This window comes from Pseudomonas fluorescens, from assembly GCF_018614775.1.
Taxonomy (GTDB): domain Bacteria; phylum Pseudomonadota; class Gammaproteobacteria; order Pseudomonadales; family Pseudomonadaceae; genus Aquipseudomonas; species Aquipseudomonas fluorescens_BY.
The window spans coordinates 1-15,946 of record NZ_JAGGOF010000003.1; the positions used below are offsets into that span (position 1 = coordinate 1).

General features: G+C 61.1%; 11 protein-coding genes and 1 tRNA gene. 3 read left to right on the plus strand and 9 right to left on the minus strand.

All coding sequences use genetic code 11. The annotated features are described in order from the left end of the window. The 9 genes from J7E36_RS01105 to J7E36_RS01145 all read right to left on the minus strand — a co-directional run. The coding region (locus J7E36_RS01105; RefSeq protein ID WP_214999098.1) for a type VI secretion system Vgr family protein at positions 1-2,060 on the minus strand (2,060 nt) is incomplete at its 3' end. A gap of 3 nt (positions 2,061-2,063) precedes the next feature. Then, positions 2,064-4,727: a type VI secretion system ATPase TssH gene (tssH, locus tag J7E36_RS01110; RefSeq protein ID WP_214999055.1), complete on the minus strand. Its 2,664-nt coding sequence runs from the start codon at positions 4,725-4,727 to the stop codon at positions 2,064-2,066. Positions 4,728-4,838: 111 nt separating this feature from the next. Then, on the minus strand, positions 4,839-5,330 hold the full coding sequence (locus tag J7E36_RS01115; RefSeq protein WP_214999057.1) for an Hcp family type VI secretion system effector: 492 nt from the start codon (positions 5,328-5,330) through the stop codon (positions 4,839-4,841). Positions 5,331-5,350: 20 nt separating this feature from the next. Next, a complete protein-coding gene (locus J7E36_RS01120) occupies positions 5,351-7,033 on the minus strand; it encodes an OmpA family protein (protein ID WP_214999059.1) in 1,683 nt (560 codons plus the stop codon). A 7-nt stretch (positions 7,034-7,040) separates the two neighbouring features. After that, positions 7,041-7,727 carry a type VI secretion system protein TssL, short form gene (gene tssL, locus J7E36_RS01125; protein WP_214999061.1) on the minus strand — a complete coding sequence of 229 codons (687 nt, stop codon included), beginning with the start codon at positions 7,725-7,727 and terminating at the stop codon, positions 7,041-7,043. Next, a complete protein-coding gene (tssK, locus tag J7E36_RS01130) occupies positions 7,724-9,079 on the minus strand; it encodes a type VI secretion system baseplate subunit TssK (protein WP_214999063.1) in 1,356 nt (451 codons plus the stop codon). The genes tssL and tssK overlap by 4 nt, the downstream gene beginning before the upstream one ends. Before the next feature lie 23 nt (positions 9,080-9,102). Beyond that, on the minus strand, positions 9,103-10,638 hold the full coding sequence (tssC, locus tag J7E36_RS01135) for a type VI secretion system contractile sheath large subunit (RefSeq protein WP_214999065.1): 1,536 nt from the start codon (positions 10,636-10,638) through the stop codon (positions 9,103-9,105). 32 nt (positions 10,639-10,670) lie between these two features. Next, positions 10,671-11,174, minus strand: a complete 504-nt coding sequence (gene tssB, locus J7E36_RS01140; protein ID WP_214999067.1) for a type VI secretion system contractile sheath small subunit — start codon at positions 11,172-11,174, stop codon at positions 10,671-10,673. An 809-nt stretch (positions 11,175-11,983) separates the two neighbouring features. After that, on the minus strand, positions 11,984-12,655 hold the full coding sequence (locus J7E36_RS01145; RefSeq protein WP_214999069.1) for a Bax inhibitor-1/YccA family protein: 672 nt from the start codon (positions 12,653-12,655) through the stop codon (positions 11,984-11,986). 124 nt (positions 12,656-12,779) lie between these two features. Between J7E36_RS01145 and J7E36_RS01150 the strand changes: the two genes are divergently transcribed. From J7E36_RS01150 to J7E36_RS01160, 3 genes are all read left to right on the plus strand, one after another. Further along, positions 12,780-12,867: transfer RNA gene (locus J7E36_RS01150), tRNA-Ser, on the plus strand. 139 nt (positions 12,868-13,006) lie between these two features. Beyond that, entirely contained in the window at positions 13,007-13,861 is an 855-nt protein-coding gene (locus J7E36_RS01155) for a prohibitin family protein (protein WP_214999072.1), read from the plus strand. 265 nt (positions 13,862-14,126) lie between these two features. Further along, the gene (locus tag J7E36_RS01160) at positions 14,127-15,920 is read left to right on the plus strand and encodes a DAHL domain-containing protein (RefSeq protein ID WP_214999073.1); all 1,794 of its coding nucleotides are present in this window, start codon (positions 14,127-14,129) and stop codon (positions 15,918-15,920) included. Positions 15,921-15,946: the final 26 nt, after the last annotated feature.

The following is a 15,946-nucleotide window of genomic DNA, read 5'->3' on the forward strand; positions in this document are numbered from 1 at the left end:
CCCTGGTTGGCGATCAGCTTGATGCCCAGCTTGCGCACGAACAGGCTCAGCCCCTGGCCCACGCCGATGAACAGGCGCTTGACCACGCTGAGGTCGGCTGCGCCACCGGCGTTGAGCATCAGGTTGTGTTGCGCGGCCAGTTGCAGGTGCTTGCCGCTGGTGAGTGCAATGCCTTGCGGGGCGCTGAGCAGCAGGACAGACGACTTGAGCTGCTCCAGGTCCTGCCTGAGCAAGGCCAACTGCGCTTGCACATCGGCCGGTTCGGCCTGGCTCGCCTGGGCGTCATCGGAGAGGCTCTGCGACTGATCGAGCGCCTGCTGCAAGCGGTCTATCGTCGCGTTCATTTCAAGCATCTGACCTTTGGCCTTGGCCTGCTCATCCGCACTGATAAACACCCCCTTGCCGCCGCGAATCGCCCCCCAGCCATCGCTGCGCAGTTCAAACCCTTCGCCGCGCTTTTTCTTCCCGGCATCCACCAGGTGCCCGAGGTTGAGCTGGCTTTTGCCGCTGTGTTCGGTGCTGAGCTTGACGTGCTCCTGGCCGCGGGTGTCTTCCATGCGCAGTTTGTTGTTGGCCGGGGTGCGCAGCACGTTGCGCTTGTAGTTGCGCAGGGTCACAGGGTCGGGGTGTTCGTCGTCGTGCAGGGCGTGGGCGATGTAGGGGCGATCCGGGTCGCCCTGTTCGAAGGCGACCGCCACTTCGGTGCCGGCCAAAAGCGGCAGGTGCCGGCCGTAGGTGTCGCCGGCGTAGGGCCGGGCCAGGCGCATCCACAGGCTTTCCTGGCCGGGGTTCCAGGTGTCGCGGTCGAACAGGAAGTGCACGCGGTAGCGCCCTTCGATGTCGATTTCGGCGTAGGGGTCGTTGGCCTGCGGGTTGCTGACCCGGGCTGGCAGGGTGCCGGCGATTTTCGGCTTGGGTGGCACCGGCGGGCGAAAGCACACCTCGTTGGCATAGGGAATCGCGTCAAAGGTGACGACGAGGCTGCGGTCGCGGGCGGCGGTGGTGGTCAGTTGGACGATCACCGCGCCGGGGGCGAAGGCCTGGGGCGCGCCGCTGATATTCAGCAGTTGACCCGGCGCCAGGGTCGCGCTGCTGCTGGTGCCGCTGAGGCGGGTCTGGTCGTTGAGGTAGCGTTCGTGGCGCAGGCGCGCATAGAAAAAGCCGCTTTCACTTTCCAGGTCTTCGTCCTGGTCAAAGCGATCGCCCAGCACCCGATACGGTTCGGCGTAATGGTAGGCCTCGCCGTACGTGCCCTTGCCGCGCCGGGTCTGGTCGACTTCGCCGTCGAGAAACGCCCGGGAATCGCGGTAGTGATAGGCGCGAAAGTGGATGTGCTGCTCCACCACCTGATGGGCGGTTTGCAGGCCCCAGACACTGTCCTGCCCGGTGCTGGACAGCCCGGATGGCGGGGCACAGGCCAGTTCGACGCCACGCTGGTAATGACGCTGGTCGTCGCGAAACTCCACCACGTCGATGTGCAGGCGGTCGTCGCTGACGAAGCGGTACCAGATGCCGACCTCGGCGAGCAGGCGGTCGATGAAGGCCAGGTCGCTTTCGTCGTACTGCATGACCTGCTCGCGCCGGGGGTACTCGCGCACCAGCTTGAAATAGAAATGCTGGCCCAGGAAGCCGTGGCGGCTGCGCAGGATGTGCTCGACGATCTGCGGCACCGATTGGTGCTGGTAGATCCGGAACTGCTTGCCCCGGGCGAGCAGCGCCAGGCACGGCTGCAAGGTGACTTCGTAGCGGGTTTCGTCCTTGCCGCTGGAGAGTCGCTTGAACCCGCACACCGCGCTGTAGAAGGTGCGCAGCGGTTTGCTCTGTGGCTTCGGAACACCGCGCGGCAGTCGTGGCGGCAAGGGGTGCAGGCTGAAGCAGGCGTATCGGTTGAGCAGGTCGTTGGGCGAAAGGTCGCGTTCGGGGCAGGTGAACTCCACGCGATAGTGGTAGGGCCGGCTCAGTTGTTCGTTGCCCTCGAAGGCGAGGACGTCGAGTTGGGCGTCGAGGTCGTACACCTGCAGGGTGTGGCGGCTGTGGTCGAAGAAGAGGGCGCACGGCAGTGTTCATTGCGCGGCCTCCATGACGACGGCTTGTGCCGTGTCCGCTGCCTCGATAAAGCGCAACGTAATGCCCTCGTCGTCGCTATAGCCCAGGCTCACGGCCCGGGTTCGCTGCCGGGCTGCCCGCCGTTGCAGCAGTTGCTGGCTCAGCACCGGCAGGATCTGTTCGTTGAGCAGGCAATCGATGTTGCGCGCCCCGCTATCGGGCAACAGGCAGGCAGCAACCAGGGCCGCGTTGAGGGTGTCGTCGATCTGGCAGTCCAGGCCGTAATGGCGCTGCAAACGCTTGGCCATCTGGTCGAGCTTGATCGCGGCGATACGTTCGAGGGCAGCGGCGTGCAGCGGGCGATAGATGAGCGTCTGGAAGCGCGCCAGCAAGGCCGGTTGGAAGTGTTCGCGCAGGATCGGCCGCAACAACTCATGCAGCACGCTGTCCGGCGCATCGGGCTGCGTGTGCAGGCAAGCTTGCAGTTCGTCGCTGCCCAGGTTGGCGGTCATGAGGATGACGGTATTGCGAAAGTCGATCTCGCGCCCTTCCCCATCACGCATGAACCCGCGATCGAAGACCTGATAGAACAGATTCAGCACATCGCGATGGGCTTTTTCCACCTCATCGAGCAACACGACACTGTAGGGCCGTTGGCGCACGGCTTCGGTCAAGACCCCGCCCTGGCCGTAGCCGACATAGCCGGGCGGCGAACCCTTGAGCTGACTGACGGTGTGGGCTTGCTGGTATTCGGAAAAGTTGAGGGTAATGAGCGATTTTTCACCGCCGAACAGGCTGTCGGCCAAAGCCAGGGCGGTTTCGGTCTTGCCGACGCCGCTGGTGCCTACCAGCAGGAAGACGCCTAACGGCCCCCGGTCACCGGTGAGGCCGGTCTTGGCCGCACGTAAGCGCTGGGCCAGGGCGTTGAGGGCCCCGGTTTGGCCGATGACACGCTCGCCCAATCGCTGCTCCAGCATCAGCAGGTTGGCCTGTTCATCCTTGAGCAGGCTGCCCAGCGGCACCCCGGTCCAGTCGGCAACCACTTCAGCCACGCTGCGCGCGTCGACGTCCAGGGACAGCAACGGCTGATTTGCCTGGAGCTCATCCAGTCGCTGCTGCAATTGCGCGCAGACTTCGCGCCGTGGAGGCTCGGCCTGACGCGCGTCGAGCAGTTGCTGGGTCAGGTCAAGGGCTTGCCGATACAGCTGCTCCAGGTCCACATGCTGGTGCTGAAATTCGGCGTATTGCGTGGCGATGTGCGCCAGACGCTGGGTATCGACGCTGCCGCTGAGCTGTTGGTCCGCCTCCAGCGCCTGACGCTCCTGGGCCAGGGCGGTCAGCCGACTTTTAAGCCGCACCAAGGCGTGGGGCTCGCAGTCCAGGCTCATGCGCACCCGGGCGCTGGCGGTGTCGAGCAGGTCGACGGCTTTGTCGGGCAACTGGCGCCCCGTCAGGTAACGCCGTGACAAGCTGACGGCGGCCTGCACGGCTGCGTCCTGGATGTGTACGCCATGGTGACTGGCATAGCGCTCCTTGAGGCCGCGCAGCATGAGGCAGGCGCCGGCGTCGTCCGGCTCATCGACCTTGATCTTCTGGAAGCGCCGCTCCAGCGCGGCGTCGCGCTCGAAGTATTGTTTGTATTCGCTCCACGTGGTGGCGGCGATGGTGCGTAGCTCGCCACGGGCCAGGGCGGGCTTGAGCAGGTTTGCTGCATCGGCGCCGCCCGCCTGGTTGCCGGCACCGATCAAGGTGTGGGCTTCGTCGATGAACAGCAGTGTCGGCGTTTCGGCATGCTGCACCGCGTCGATGACGCTGCTCAGGCGCTGCTCGAATTCACCCTTGACCCCGGCGCCAGCCTGCAACAACCCAAGGTCCAGCGCCCGCACGCTGACCGACTTGAGGCTGTCGGGAACATCGCCTTGGGCAATGCGCAGCGCCAAGCCCTCGACCAGGGCGGTTTTACCCACCCCCGGCTCGCCAACCAGCAGCGGGTTGTTCTTGCGCCGGCGGCTGAGAATGTCGATGACCTGGCGGATCTCATCATCCCGGCCAAACACCGGGTCGATCTGGCCCTGCCCCGCCTTGGCGGTCAGGTCCTGGGTGAATCTGTCCAGTAGCGCCTGCCGGGCGTCTGGCTTTGCAGCGAATGCGGCGGGCTCGACCAAAGGCCCGGTCACCCCATCCATGACCGCATGTTCCTGTAGCTCGGGGCGCTCCTCGGAGGTCTGATCGAGCAAGGCAGACAAGCGCTGCAATTGGGCCTCGCTGAGGCTGAGCAGTGGCCACGCGGCTTCGCAAGCCAGCAGTCCGGGGGTGTCCATCAGCGCTCCCAGCAGATGCACGGAACGCAACCTGTCGTTGTCGTCGTCCAGCGAAGCACGCAGCCAGGCATTGCTGATCAGTTGCAGTAAAGGCTGCGACAGCTGCGGCTTGCCCTGCGCGCTGCGTGGCAAGCGGTCGAGGTGGTTGAGCAAGCCGTACCACAGCGCCTCAAGATCCCACTCGTACCGGCGGGCGATCACCGTCAGGTCGCCATCGCCCTGGCCCAGCAACTTGAGCAGCCAGTGCTCGACAGTGACCTGCGCGTGGGTGCGGCTTTGGCACAGTGACGCCGCCTCACTGAGCGCCTGGGCGCAGTAGGGATTGAGACGACGAAGCAAACGAGTGGAGCTCTGTACCATGAGGGGCATCCTTGTGCAGATAATCCGTGTAGGTCGGTAAGCAAGCGAAGGGAGAACGCAGAGGTGCCGGGTCGAGCGTCCGTAAACGGACCCTCGCCCCGGCCTTTCCGATCAGGCGCTCTGGCGTTCGCTCCAGGCATCGGAATGGATGATGTTGCCGTCCTTGTAGGTCCAGGTGATCTTTTCGTAGCGCAGCTCAATCTGTTCCAGGTGGTTGTGCTTCTCTTTGGTCGGGTCCTTGATGTCGTGCATCTGCGGCGCGACTTTCACCACCTTGACGTTCTCCAGGCGGGTGATGAAGTACACGACTTCCTGCCCGGCATCGTTGATGCGATACCACTTGAACTCGGCGCTCTCGAGGGTTTCCCCTGTGGTCACGGCCTTGTAGAGGTAAGGGCTGGAGGCGTCGATTTCCTTGGAGAACAGAAACGGCGCATGCACCCGCGCACCGGTCAATCTGCCGGTGTTGTTATCCGTGGGAATGTAGAGGCTGTGTTCCTGGGCCAGCACTTCGATGCTGCCTTCGCGCTCCTGCACATCCACCGAGCCCTTGATGGCCTCGTTCGCGTCCTTGTGCAGCCAGAGGTAAATGGGAATTGCCATGTGAAGCTCCTTTTCTTGGGTTAAAAGCCGCGGGATGCGACCGGGGGTTGCCTGTCCGGCTCCGCAGCAGGAGACGTACACGCTCCCACTTCACGGACCAGACGGATATCGACACGACGGTTGGCTGCGCGCCCCGCCTCGGTGTCATTGCTGGCGATCGGTTGGCTGGCGCCGAACCCTTGCACTGCCATACAACTGTCGGGAATGCCGCCCATGTGTTGCATCCAGTCATGGACGGCGGCAGCCCGGGCGCGGGACAAGCGAAGGTTTTGCAACTCATCGCCGGTGGCATCGGTGTGCCCGGCGATCACGATCAACCAACCGGGTTGCGCCTTGATGCCGACCAACGCACTGACCAGCACCTTGGTCGAGTCCGGTTTGAGCTGCGCACTGCCTGGGCTGAACAGCGACAGGCTGTCCAGCCGCGCCGGTTCGGGCGCCGACACAAGCGCCGGCACAGACGGTTCAGGGTAATGGCCAAGCAGCGTCGACAGCTGGCCCCTCAGGGGCTCGCCGCGACACAAGCCAAGACCTAGCGCCAGCGGTGCACCGTGCCGGTAGTACGTGTCCAGGCGTTGGGCGGTCTGACGCAGCGCCGCCACGGCGTCTTCCCGCTGGCGGCTCAGCCCCGCCTCAGGGATTGACGCATGCCGACGCAGGTCATCGCTGACCTGGCGCACCAACAAGGTGTTCTGCCGTGCTGAACTGGCCAGTGCGACCGCACCGGTCAGGGCAAACAACCACAACGCGATCACGCTGGCGCGCTGTGCCGGGGTGGATCGGACCCGCAACGGGATCAGGTTCAGCAGAGGGTCCGGAAACGGCAACGTGGCGTCTGGCACAGCCCGCGCCTTGTCGACCAGCGCCACCTTGTTGCGCAGCCATTGGCGCCACAGGTTTTCGTCCAGGACCTGCGGCAACGCCGGCACCTGTTTGATGGCAAAAATCGTGGCCGAACCGGCGGCTCCGGGGCCATCGCGGGGCATGAGATGGGGGAAGACCATTTCGTGCAACCAGGTCGTGACGCTGCGCAATTGCACGCTGGCCTGCATCCGCGCTGCTTGCGATGACGAATCGGCGGCTTGCAACTGCCAGTCCGTCAAACTCACGCAGGCTCCCGCGTCACGAACGCGAGGGCTGACATCGCCATTGGCCCAACAGAACCAGGGGGCCTCACCTTGCAGGGTACGGACATAGCTCACCAGCATCAGCGGCAAGGCCGTACCGTGCCTGCGCGCCAGTGCAGCCTGGTGACGGAAGGTCCGTAGCCGTCCGGCCAAGACGCCCTGGTCGGTGTGTGCGGCCGGGTTGACGATGAACATTACGCTGAGCTGGGCACCCCAACCCGGACGCGATGCCAGGAGCGTCTCGGTGATGTCCGGTAGCTGATCCGGTTCCGGCACGCGCAGGTAGCAAGCCTGATCCGTCACCCGCTCCTTTCGATCGGTACCGAACAGGCCGTCCAGGCCATCGCCACAGACCAAGACCACGCGCCGTCGAAACGATACCGGGGGTAAGTTCGCCTCGACTGTCAATTGCACGCTTGCGCGCCGATTGACCACAATCCAGGCCAACGCGACCCCACACACCACGAGCAACGCCGCAACGATGCGCCCCGGGGCGGCAAGCGGAATGATCGCGATGAGTGTGAGGACCAGCGTCCCCGCCCACAGCCAAAGGGCTCGTTGCAGTTTGGTCGTCATCTGCGTGTCACGCCCCCACCGGCAAAAGCGAGGCGACCACACCGTTAAGCAGATGATCCATCGCCCACCAGACGCCGGCCAACAGGAGCACGACCAACAAGGCGTGTACCCACGGTGAGCGTCCACGGGGCAGGCTGCCGATCAGATTGCGGCCCGCCGCCTGCCCGACGAGGTCCTGATTGACTTGCAACGGCGCTACGTGGGCATTGAGGGCCGCCAGTATCTGTTCACGCTCCGGGTCGGCAACATCCTTCTTGTAGCGCCCTCGAAAACCCAGCGACAGCACGCGTTGGAATGCCGTCAGCACGCGCGGGTCCGGTGCCGGCTCGCGCAGCACTTCCCGCATGTCCTCGTAGAGAAACTCACCGGCCTGATGCCGATTGAAGAACTTGGCCTGGAGTGATTCGCCGGCCCACTCCGTACGCATATCGGAGGGGGTGACGGTGAGCACCGTCTCATCCAGCAAGGCGCATTGGGCGTGGCTGATATGATCGGCGCTGCGCTGATCGAATCCCGTCTGCTCCAGCCGCTGTCGAACCTGCTCGATGTGCGCCACGCACAATTCCCGCAGCTTTTGCAGGTCGGGTACCGAAGCTCCCTGGCGCAACTCGACCACCATCAGGTAGGTGTCGTGCAGCAGATCATCGATATCCAGTGCGGTGGTGGCCTGTTTTCCGGTCCTGAGCAAAGTCATGAGCGCAATACCGCAAACAGTTCGAGCCTGGCATTTGCCAAGGTACTCGGCACATAGCAGACCAAGGTGCGACCAGCCAGCATGGCCTGTCCCTTGGGATGGCTGAGATCGAGTGCGAAGTACTGATTTTCCAGGCGCAACGGAACCGCCGCCGGGACGTGACGCAACGCCTGCAACGGCACACCGTCGAGCGCGGCGTTGATCAACTCGTCGACATTTTCCGGCGAACCGACCTTGCACAGTCGGGGAAACTGCTCTTGCACCTGCACCGCCGGCATGTCGCAGCGCACCGACAGGTAAAAGTCCACGCCGTCATGTTCGCGCAAGCGCGGATCGTCCAGCGTCACCTGCCAGCGATTGGCGCGTGTCGACTCCAGCACCAGGGCAATCACGCGCGATGGCAGGCTGGCTTCCAGCAGCGTGGAAATGGTCTCCATCAGCGGCGCGAACACCTTTTCCAGCTGCTCGTGCCGATAGGCTGGAATCCTGTCGATATCGTGTTCCAGGGAGAACGTCAGCAGGCTGCCGGCCAGCTTGACCAGCACCTGATAAACCTGCTCGGGTGGCCGCTGCGGATAAGCCTTGAGGTCAGCCAGCACCGGTTGATAGGTGTTCAACGCATTGAGCAGCCAGAACAACGACACGTCGGCGACGGCAAAGTCAGCCATGCGCTGGTTGCTTTCCCGACGCATGCCCATCAGTCGCTGCCGCTTGGCGGACAACTGCGTCAACACGTTATCCAGTTGGGCCAGCAGCCCATGATGCGCGGCGAAACTCAACAGCGGCGGCACATAGGCAGGATCGAGGCACCACCCTCCCTGCCCATCACGCACCAGGCGCGCGACCGGACACGTCAAGTAATCACCGTTGTTGTCCGTATCCAGGCGCAGGCTCAGCACGTGTTCCATTACGCTGATCGACTGTATTTCATCGGCGTAGAGATCCTGTACGGAGCGCCAGTCCTGGCGATAACGGGTGGGTCGATCCCCCTGGTCTGGCTGGAACAGGCAGTTATCGCCGTTGGCCTGCTCCAGCGGCAACGCCAACAGCAAGAGCGCTTGCTGGGCACCCTCGGGCAGCAGTTGCGCCAGCTCCAGCGCCGGCGGCAGGCGATCCACCCGCTCGCTATCGATCAGGGTGCCATCGGGCATGCGTAGCTGCAGCCGGGTTGCCTTGAGCTTACCCAGTCGCAGTGCTTGCGGATCAAACGCGACAGCCCTCACACCCCAGGGGTGTGCCAGGGCCAGGTGAGCGAGCTGTTCGTTGGCCCAGCTCTCCCAGCGCGCCTGCTGCTGGAACTGTTGTGCGGACAACAAGGTTCCGGACGCCCACAAGGGGCGATCGATTTTCATGGTTTCGTTTCCTTGGGAGAGAGTCAGGCTTTCGCCTTGGGCATCTGCGACACGAGGGACAAATTGACGTCCATGCCCTCGACCTGGAAGTGCGGCACCGCGTACAACTTGACTCGGAAGAAACCCGGGTTGTCCTCAATGTCTTCCACGGTCACCTTTGCATCACGCAGCGGATGAGAGGCTTGCAGGTCATCCCCTGGATCGGTCATTTCCGTGACTAGGCCACCGATCCACTTGTTCAGCTCCAGCTCCAGCACGCGACGATCCTTGGTGGTGCCTATGTTTTCCCGCTGTATGAGCTTCAGATAATGGGCAATGCGTGAAAGCAGGAAGATATAGGGCAGGCGCGCATTGATGCGGCTGTTCGCGGTGGCATCCACCGCGTCGTACAGCGCGGGCTTCTGCGCAGAACTGGCGGAGAAGAAGCACGCGTAATCCCGGTTCTTGTAGTAGGACAAAGGGATGAAACCGAGATTGGCAAACTCGAACTCGCGGGTTTCGGGAATCATCACTTCCGAAGGGATCTTCACTTGATTCCCGGTGCCCAGGTCGTACAAGTGAATCGGCAGGTCCGTTACCGCCCCGCCGGACTGCGGACCACGAATCTGCACGCACCAACCGTTGGCGATAAAACTCTTGACCATATTGGCGGCGAAGGCAAAAGAGGCGTTGGTCCAAAGGTATTTCTCGTGATCAGGCCCTTTGACGTTCTCGATATAGTTGAAACTTCGCACTGGGCGGGTATCCGGCCCGTAAGGCAGGCGGCCCAGAACCCGAGGCATGGTCAAGCCTATGTAACGGGCGTCATCGCTGTCACGGAAGGCCTTCCACTTGATGTATTCAGCCCGATCAAAATAATTGCCAATGTCCTTGATGGCGGCCACTTCTTCCATTGTTTGCTTGCCAAAGAATCCCGGCCCAACCGAACCGATAAAAGGCATATGCGCCGCAGCGGCAACTTTGGAGATATTGCGCAGCAAAGCGATATCCTGCGGACTGCGGTTGAATTCATAGTTGGAAATAGCTGCGGCGATGGGTTCCCCACCGGGCATATCGTATTCACGGGTATAGGTGTGCAGATACAATCCGCTTTGGGCAATCTCCGGCGCGTCCTCAAAGTCTTGCACCAGATCGTCCTTGCTGATGTCCAGCAATTCAATGCGTACGTTCTGGCGAAAATCCGTCTGGTCTATGAGTGATTTCACGCCGCGCCAGGTCGATTCGACACGTTGAAAGTCAGGGTGATGCATCACCGCATCGAGTTGACGGCTTATCTGCCTGTCCAACGAAGCGATATGTTCGTCCAGGAGTACTTTGTCCAGTCGCTCGACTTTTTGTGCGGACTGTTCGAGCAACTTCAAGAACACACTGACTGCGGCTGTCACTCGCTCGTCGACCGAGACCTCGGACAAGGCCTCGGCATGCTGGAACGTTTCGATATCGCCGAGTTCAGCAATAGGATTCAGATTGATGCGACTGAATAGCGAAGCATAGACTCCGCCGTTTTCAGACAACACTGTAGCGCCGCGCGAATGCACGTTAGAACGTTCAATGGTCATGATGAACGTACTGTTTGGACCTACGAATTAAACTACCGACCTTCTGTTGAAGCCAGCGCAGCCAACTCGGCGCGCAGCTCGTTACTGAGGGCTTCATCCTTCAAGATACATTCCAACTCCTGTCGAAACGTCGTGTTATCCAGCAGGTTCGATTTAAGATCACGCAGCAGATTGCGCATGGCTAACAATGCCCGCAATTGAGGGATCTGTCGTGCTACTTGCTCGGGCTCGAAATCTTTCATGGCCTGGAATTTCAACTCGACCGAGAACTCGGGCTCATCACACATCAACGTGTTGTGTGCAGCGAATTTCAGGCTGGGCGAAAACTCACCGAGCACGCTGTCAAAGTTGTTTTTGTTGACGTTGATCTTGTCTCTGGCCGCTAACGGGCGCTGCTCTCGCCCCTGACTATAATCACCCATCACCATGAGTTTCAGCGGCAGTTCAACTTTTTTCTGGGCACCGCCGGTGTGCAGATCGAGTTTGATGTTGACCCGCGTCTTGGGTACTTCGTTTTGAAAACTGTATGAAGCCATATTGCCTCCTTTCAGACTTATTAATGGTTGCCGGATAGGTCAATCTCAGCCTGCCTTTCCTCTCCTGTCGCCAACCACCGTTCACTTACGCTCAACAAACGCGCCAACTGTTGCATTCGCTCCTGGGGCACGCCCCGGGTGAACCAATTGGTCAGACATTGAGGGCTCACGCGAAGTAGCAATGCGAAAGCCGTCGGTGAAATCGCGTATTCCTTGAGCGTGTCTCTCAAGCGTTGTCCGCTAGCCTGTCGGCTGCGTGACTGCGAATGTCCACGCTGCCGAACGTTGATCATTTTTTATGTTTTGCCTCCTGCCAGTACGATGGGTCATTCCAATCTAGGCCCTTGGCGAGGCTATGGATAGTGATAAGCCCCCCTTTCGGCATAAAGAGAACAGGCCCACCGCTGGAAGGAAAAACGCCTACAGACGTTGCCCAACGGAGGACGTGGCTAGCCGTACGGGCGGGTATTCTCAGCTCGATTCTGTAGGAACCGGACGACAAATAATGGGTTCGAAGCCGAACGTGTGGCCAGGCTGAGCGCGGCTCCGTGGGGGCACGGCTTGCGCGCGATGAGGGTATGGCAGTCGATTGCCACGTTGCTTAACCACCGCTATCGCGAGCAGGCTCGCTCCCACAGGAGATCGAATGGTGAACCTGCATCCCGTAACACCATAAACCCTGTGGGAGCAAGCCCGCTCGCGATGGGGCCCTGCCAGACAATGTCACTTCAAGGCGTGCCCACCCAGAACACGCAGACGAAAAAAAGCCCGCCGAAGCGGGCTTTTCACCTATCGAGCATCCGATAGGATCAGTCGTCGCGACCCATCAAGCCGAACAGCTGCAGCAGGCTGACGAACAGGTTGTAGATCGATACATACAGGCTGATGGTCGCCATGATGTAGTTACGCTCACCGCCGTGGATGATCGCGCTGGTCTGATACAGGATGCAGACCGACGAGAACAGCACGAAGCCGGCGCTGATCGCCAGTTGCAGGCCGCTGATCTGGAAGAAGAAGCTGGCAACGACCGCACCCAGCAGCACGAAGAAGCCGGCGGTAATGAAACCGCTCAGGAAGCTCATGTCCTTGCGGGAGATCAGCACGTAGGCCGACAGCCCACCGAACACCAGCGCGGTCATGGCGAAGGCCGAGCTGACGACTTCGGCACCGCCCTGCATCTGCAGGTAGCGATTGAGGATCGGGCCGAGCAGGAACCCCATGAAGCCGGTCAGGGCAAATGCCGACACCAGGCCCCAGGCCGAATCACGGAGCTTGTTGGTGAGGAAGAAAAGGCCATAGAAACCGATCAGCACCACGAAGATGTTCGGGTAACCTACCCGCATCTGTTGGGCGACGTAAGCCATCACACCGCTGAAGACGAGTGTGAGTGCCAGCAGGCCATATGTGTTGCGCAGGACGCGGCTAACCTCTAGCTGCTCAGCCTGCACGCCGTTGTTCACTGCGTAATCCTGTTCGCGCATGGCGACACTCCTCCGGTTCTGAAACATTCAGTGGCAAGGATAATAACAGACGCTCTGTAACAAGCTACGTAGAGAGTTTGACAGTGTGTTTCATTCGGGTATTATGGCGCCCGCAACGCAGTACGGAGGTGTGGCCGAGTGGTTTAAGGCAACGGTCTTGAAAACCGTCGACTGTAACAGGTCCATGAGTTCGAATCCCATCGCCTCCGCCATCTTATGTACGAAAAAGCCCTGATTATTCAGGGCTTTTTCGTGTCTGGCGTTCAAGAAAGCCGCCGTTGGTTTCCAGCGGCCGGGACGCCAGCCTGACGACACGCTGTATCCCTCATCCACGTGATCAAGGAAAGAAAAGTGACCAGCAAAACCATCGGCTCTATTGTTGCGGCAGTCCTGGGCGTAGTCCTGTTATGCGTGTTCTTCGGCAGTTGGTACACGGTCGACGAAACCGAGCGCGGCGTGCTGCTGCGCAACGGTGCGCTGGTCGGCGTGGTGGAACCGGGGTTGTCGTTCAAGACCCCCTTCATCGAGTCGGTACGCCTGATCAGCGTGCAGAGCCAGGTCACCGCCTATGAAGACCTCCAGGCCTACAGCAAGGACCAGCAGTCCGCCCAGCTCAAGGTCTCGGTGTCCTGGCACATCGCGCCTTCCGACGTGGCCAAGGTCTACACCCAGTTCAAGGATCTCGAAGGCATCCGCGACCGGATGATCAGCCGCCAGGTGCCCACCCAGGTGGAAAACGTGTTCGGCAAGTTCAACGCCGTGGCCGCCGTGCAGAACCGCGTGCAGTTGGTCAACGACATTTCCACGGCGATCAAGTCGACCATTACCGGGCCGGTGATCATCGACAGCGTCCAGGTCGAAAACATCGACTTCAGCGATGCCTATGAAAAAGCCATCGAAGCGCGCATGGCCGCCGAAGTCCAGGTCAAGACCCGCGAACAGCAACTTGCCACCGAGCAGGTCCAGGCGCAGATTCGCGTGACCCAGGCCCAGGCGGAAGCGGATTCGCAAGTGGCCCAGGCCAAGGCCGACGCGCTCGCCACCGAACTGCGCGGCAAGGCCGAAGCCGAAGCCATCAAGGCCCGCGCCCAGGCACTGGCGAGTAATCAGAACCTGGTGGAACTGACCAAGGCCGAGCGCTGGAATGGTGTGCTGCCAACCACCGTGCTGCCGAACGGCGCCCTGCCCTTCATCGACATCAAGTAACGCCCGGGGCGCGGCCAGCCCTGGCCGCGCCCGCTCCGCCCCGGAGCGCTGCCGTCACACCGTCTCGTTAGCGCTACACTCAGTGCACTGACGAACCGCTGTTCACCGTTAGCAGGGAGCTCAACGTGTATCCAGGCACAAACAGACCACCGCTTCCATCGATATCACTCGCACCTGTCCATCCCACCGTCCCACGTCCCGAACATTTATCCCCTCTCGGCAACTTGCCGACTCCGTCGACAAGCATCCTGAACAGGAGAGCAGCGTGACCACTTTTATCAGAAAATATAAATGGCCCGCCCTGTTGGCCGTCGCGCTGGTGGTCTTCTCAGCACTGATATTTTTCCTGATCAAGTCCTACACGTACGACTCCGCGACCTACTTCGAGTCCCGTGACTTCATTCGCCAGCTCAAACAAGCCGATGCCAACTGGAACGGTAAGATCCTGAGGAAGAAAATCGGCGTCAACAACAACCTGTCGCTGGCGCCACCACCTGAAGCCGGAAGCCGATGGGAGCAACTGGAACGGCTCAACAACGCAGGCCCTCTGGCGGCGCTGTGGGCATCCAGACGCCAGGGCTATGTCGATGCTGTCAACAACAAGACCTTGCTGGTCGAGCAATTCCAGCAGCACAACGCTGCGCTGCGCACAGCCCTTGATGCCCTGCCGACTGTCGAGGATGAGCTTCAAACCCTGCTCAACACCATCGACATCAAAAGCCCGACGGAACGCCTCGCAGCGGCCTCCAATATTCTGGAACTGACCCTGACAACGCTGGAATACGCGCTTTATGTCACCTCGGACAAAGCCAACGAGCTGCAGGATCAACTGACCGACCTGGAAAAATACATCGACCAGCTGCCCGAACAGTACCGCCCCCCTTTCATCACGCTGACCCAGCAGGTCAGATCCATCATCCAGGAACAACCGATCGTCAATGACCTCCTCGACCGCATCAGCGTCATCCCGGTGGCCCAGGAGCTGGACAACATCAACGAGTTGTTGAACGAGACACAACGCCGGACAGCCGCGACAGACCGTCAATACCATATCTACCTCGCGGTATGCGCCAGTCTGATGGCAATCCTTATGATCTACCTGGCCGCGCGCCTGGTCCGCAGCACCGCCGTGATCAACCAGATCAACCAGGCCCTGCAAACCTCCAACGAGCGCCTCGAAGAACGTGTCCAGGAGCGTACACGCGAGCTGAAAGAGGCCGAGCGCGAGTTGATGGACGCCGCGCGAATGGCCGGCATGGCCGAGATCGCCACGAACGTCCTGCATAACGTTGGGAACGTGCTGAATAGCGTGAACATTTCGGCGGACCTGGTGACCCGCAAATTGAAGAACAGCAAGGCGCTTGGCCTGGCCAGGGCGGTGAAGATGATGAATGAACATGCCGAGGACCTCGGGCAGTTCATCACCCTGGATGAAAAGGGCAAATTGCTGCCGCGCTATTTCAATGAACTGGTCGAATCCATCGCCGCCGAACAGGCCACGCAAATCGACGAACTGGCACAGTTGACCAAGAGCATCGACCACATCAAGGAGATCGTCACCACTCAACAAACCTACGCCGGGGCGGCCAGGCTGATCGAACCGCTCAACGTCACAGACCTGTTCGAAGATGCCCTGCGCATGAACTCGGGCGCGCTGAGCCGGCACCACGTCACCGTTATCAAGGACTATCAGGATGTTCCCACGATCATGGGGGACAAGCATCGGTTGCTGCTGATCCTGATCAATCTGATCAGCAACGCCAAGTTCGCGATGTCCAACGTCTCCGAGCCACGGGAAATGACCCTGGGCGTCCGGGTGATGGACCAGGGAACATTGAGTTTCAGTGTCAAGGATCGCGGCGAAGGCATCGCCCCCGAGAACCTGGCCCGTATCTTCAACCACGGGTTTACCACTCGCAAGGATGGCCATGGGTTCGGCTTGCACAGCTGCGCACTGGCGGCGGTAGAGATGAAAGGCCGTCTGTATGTCCACAGCGACGGACCCGGCCACGGCGCCCTGTTCACCCTGGAGATTCCGCTGGAGCCGGCAAAACGCTGATCCGAGCGAGAGAGCTTGCTCCCGCC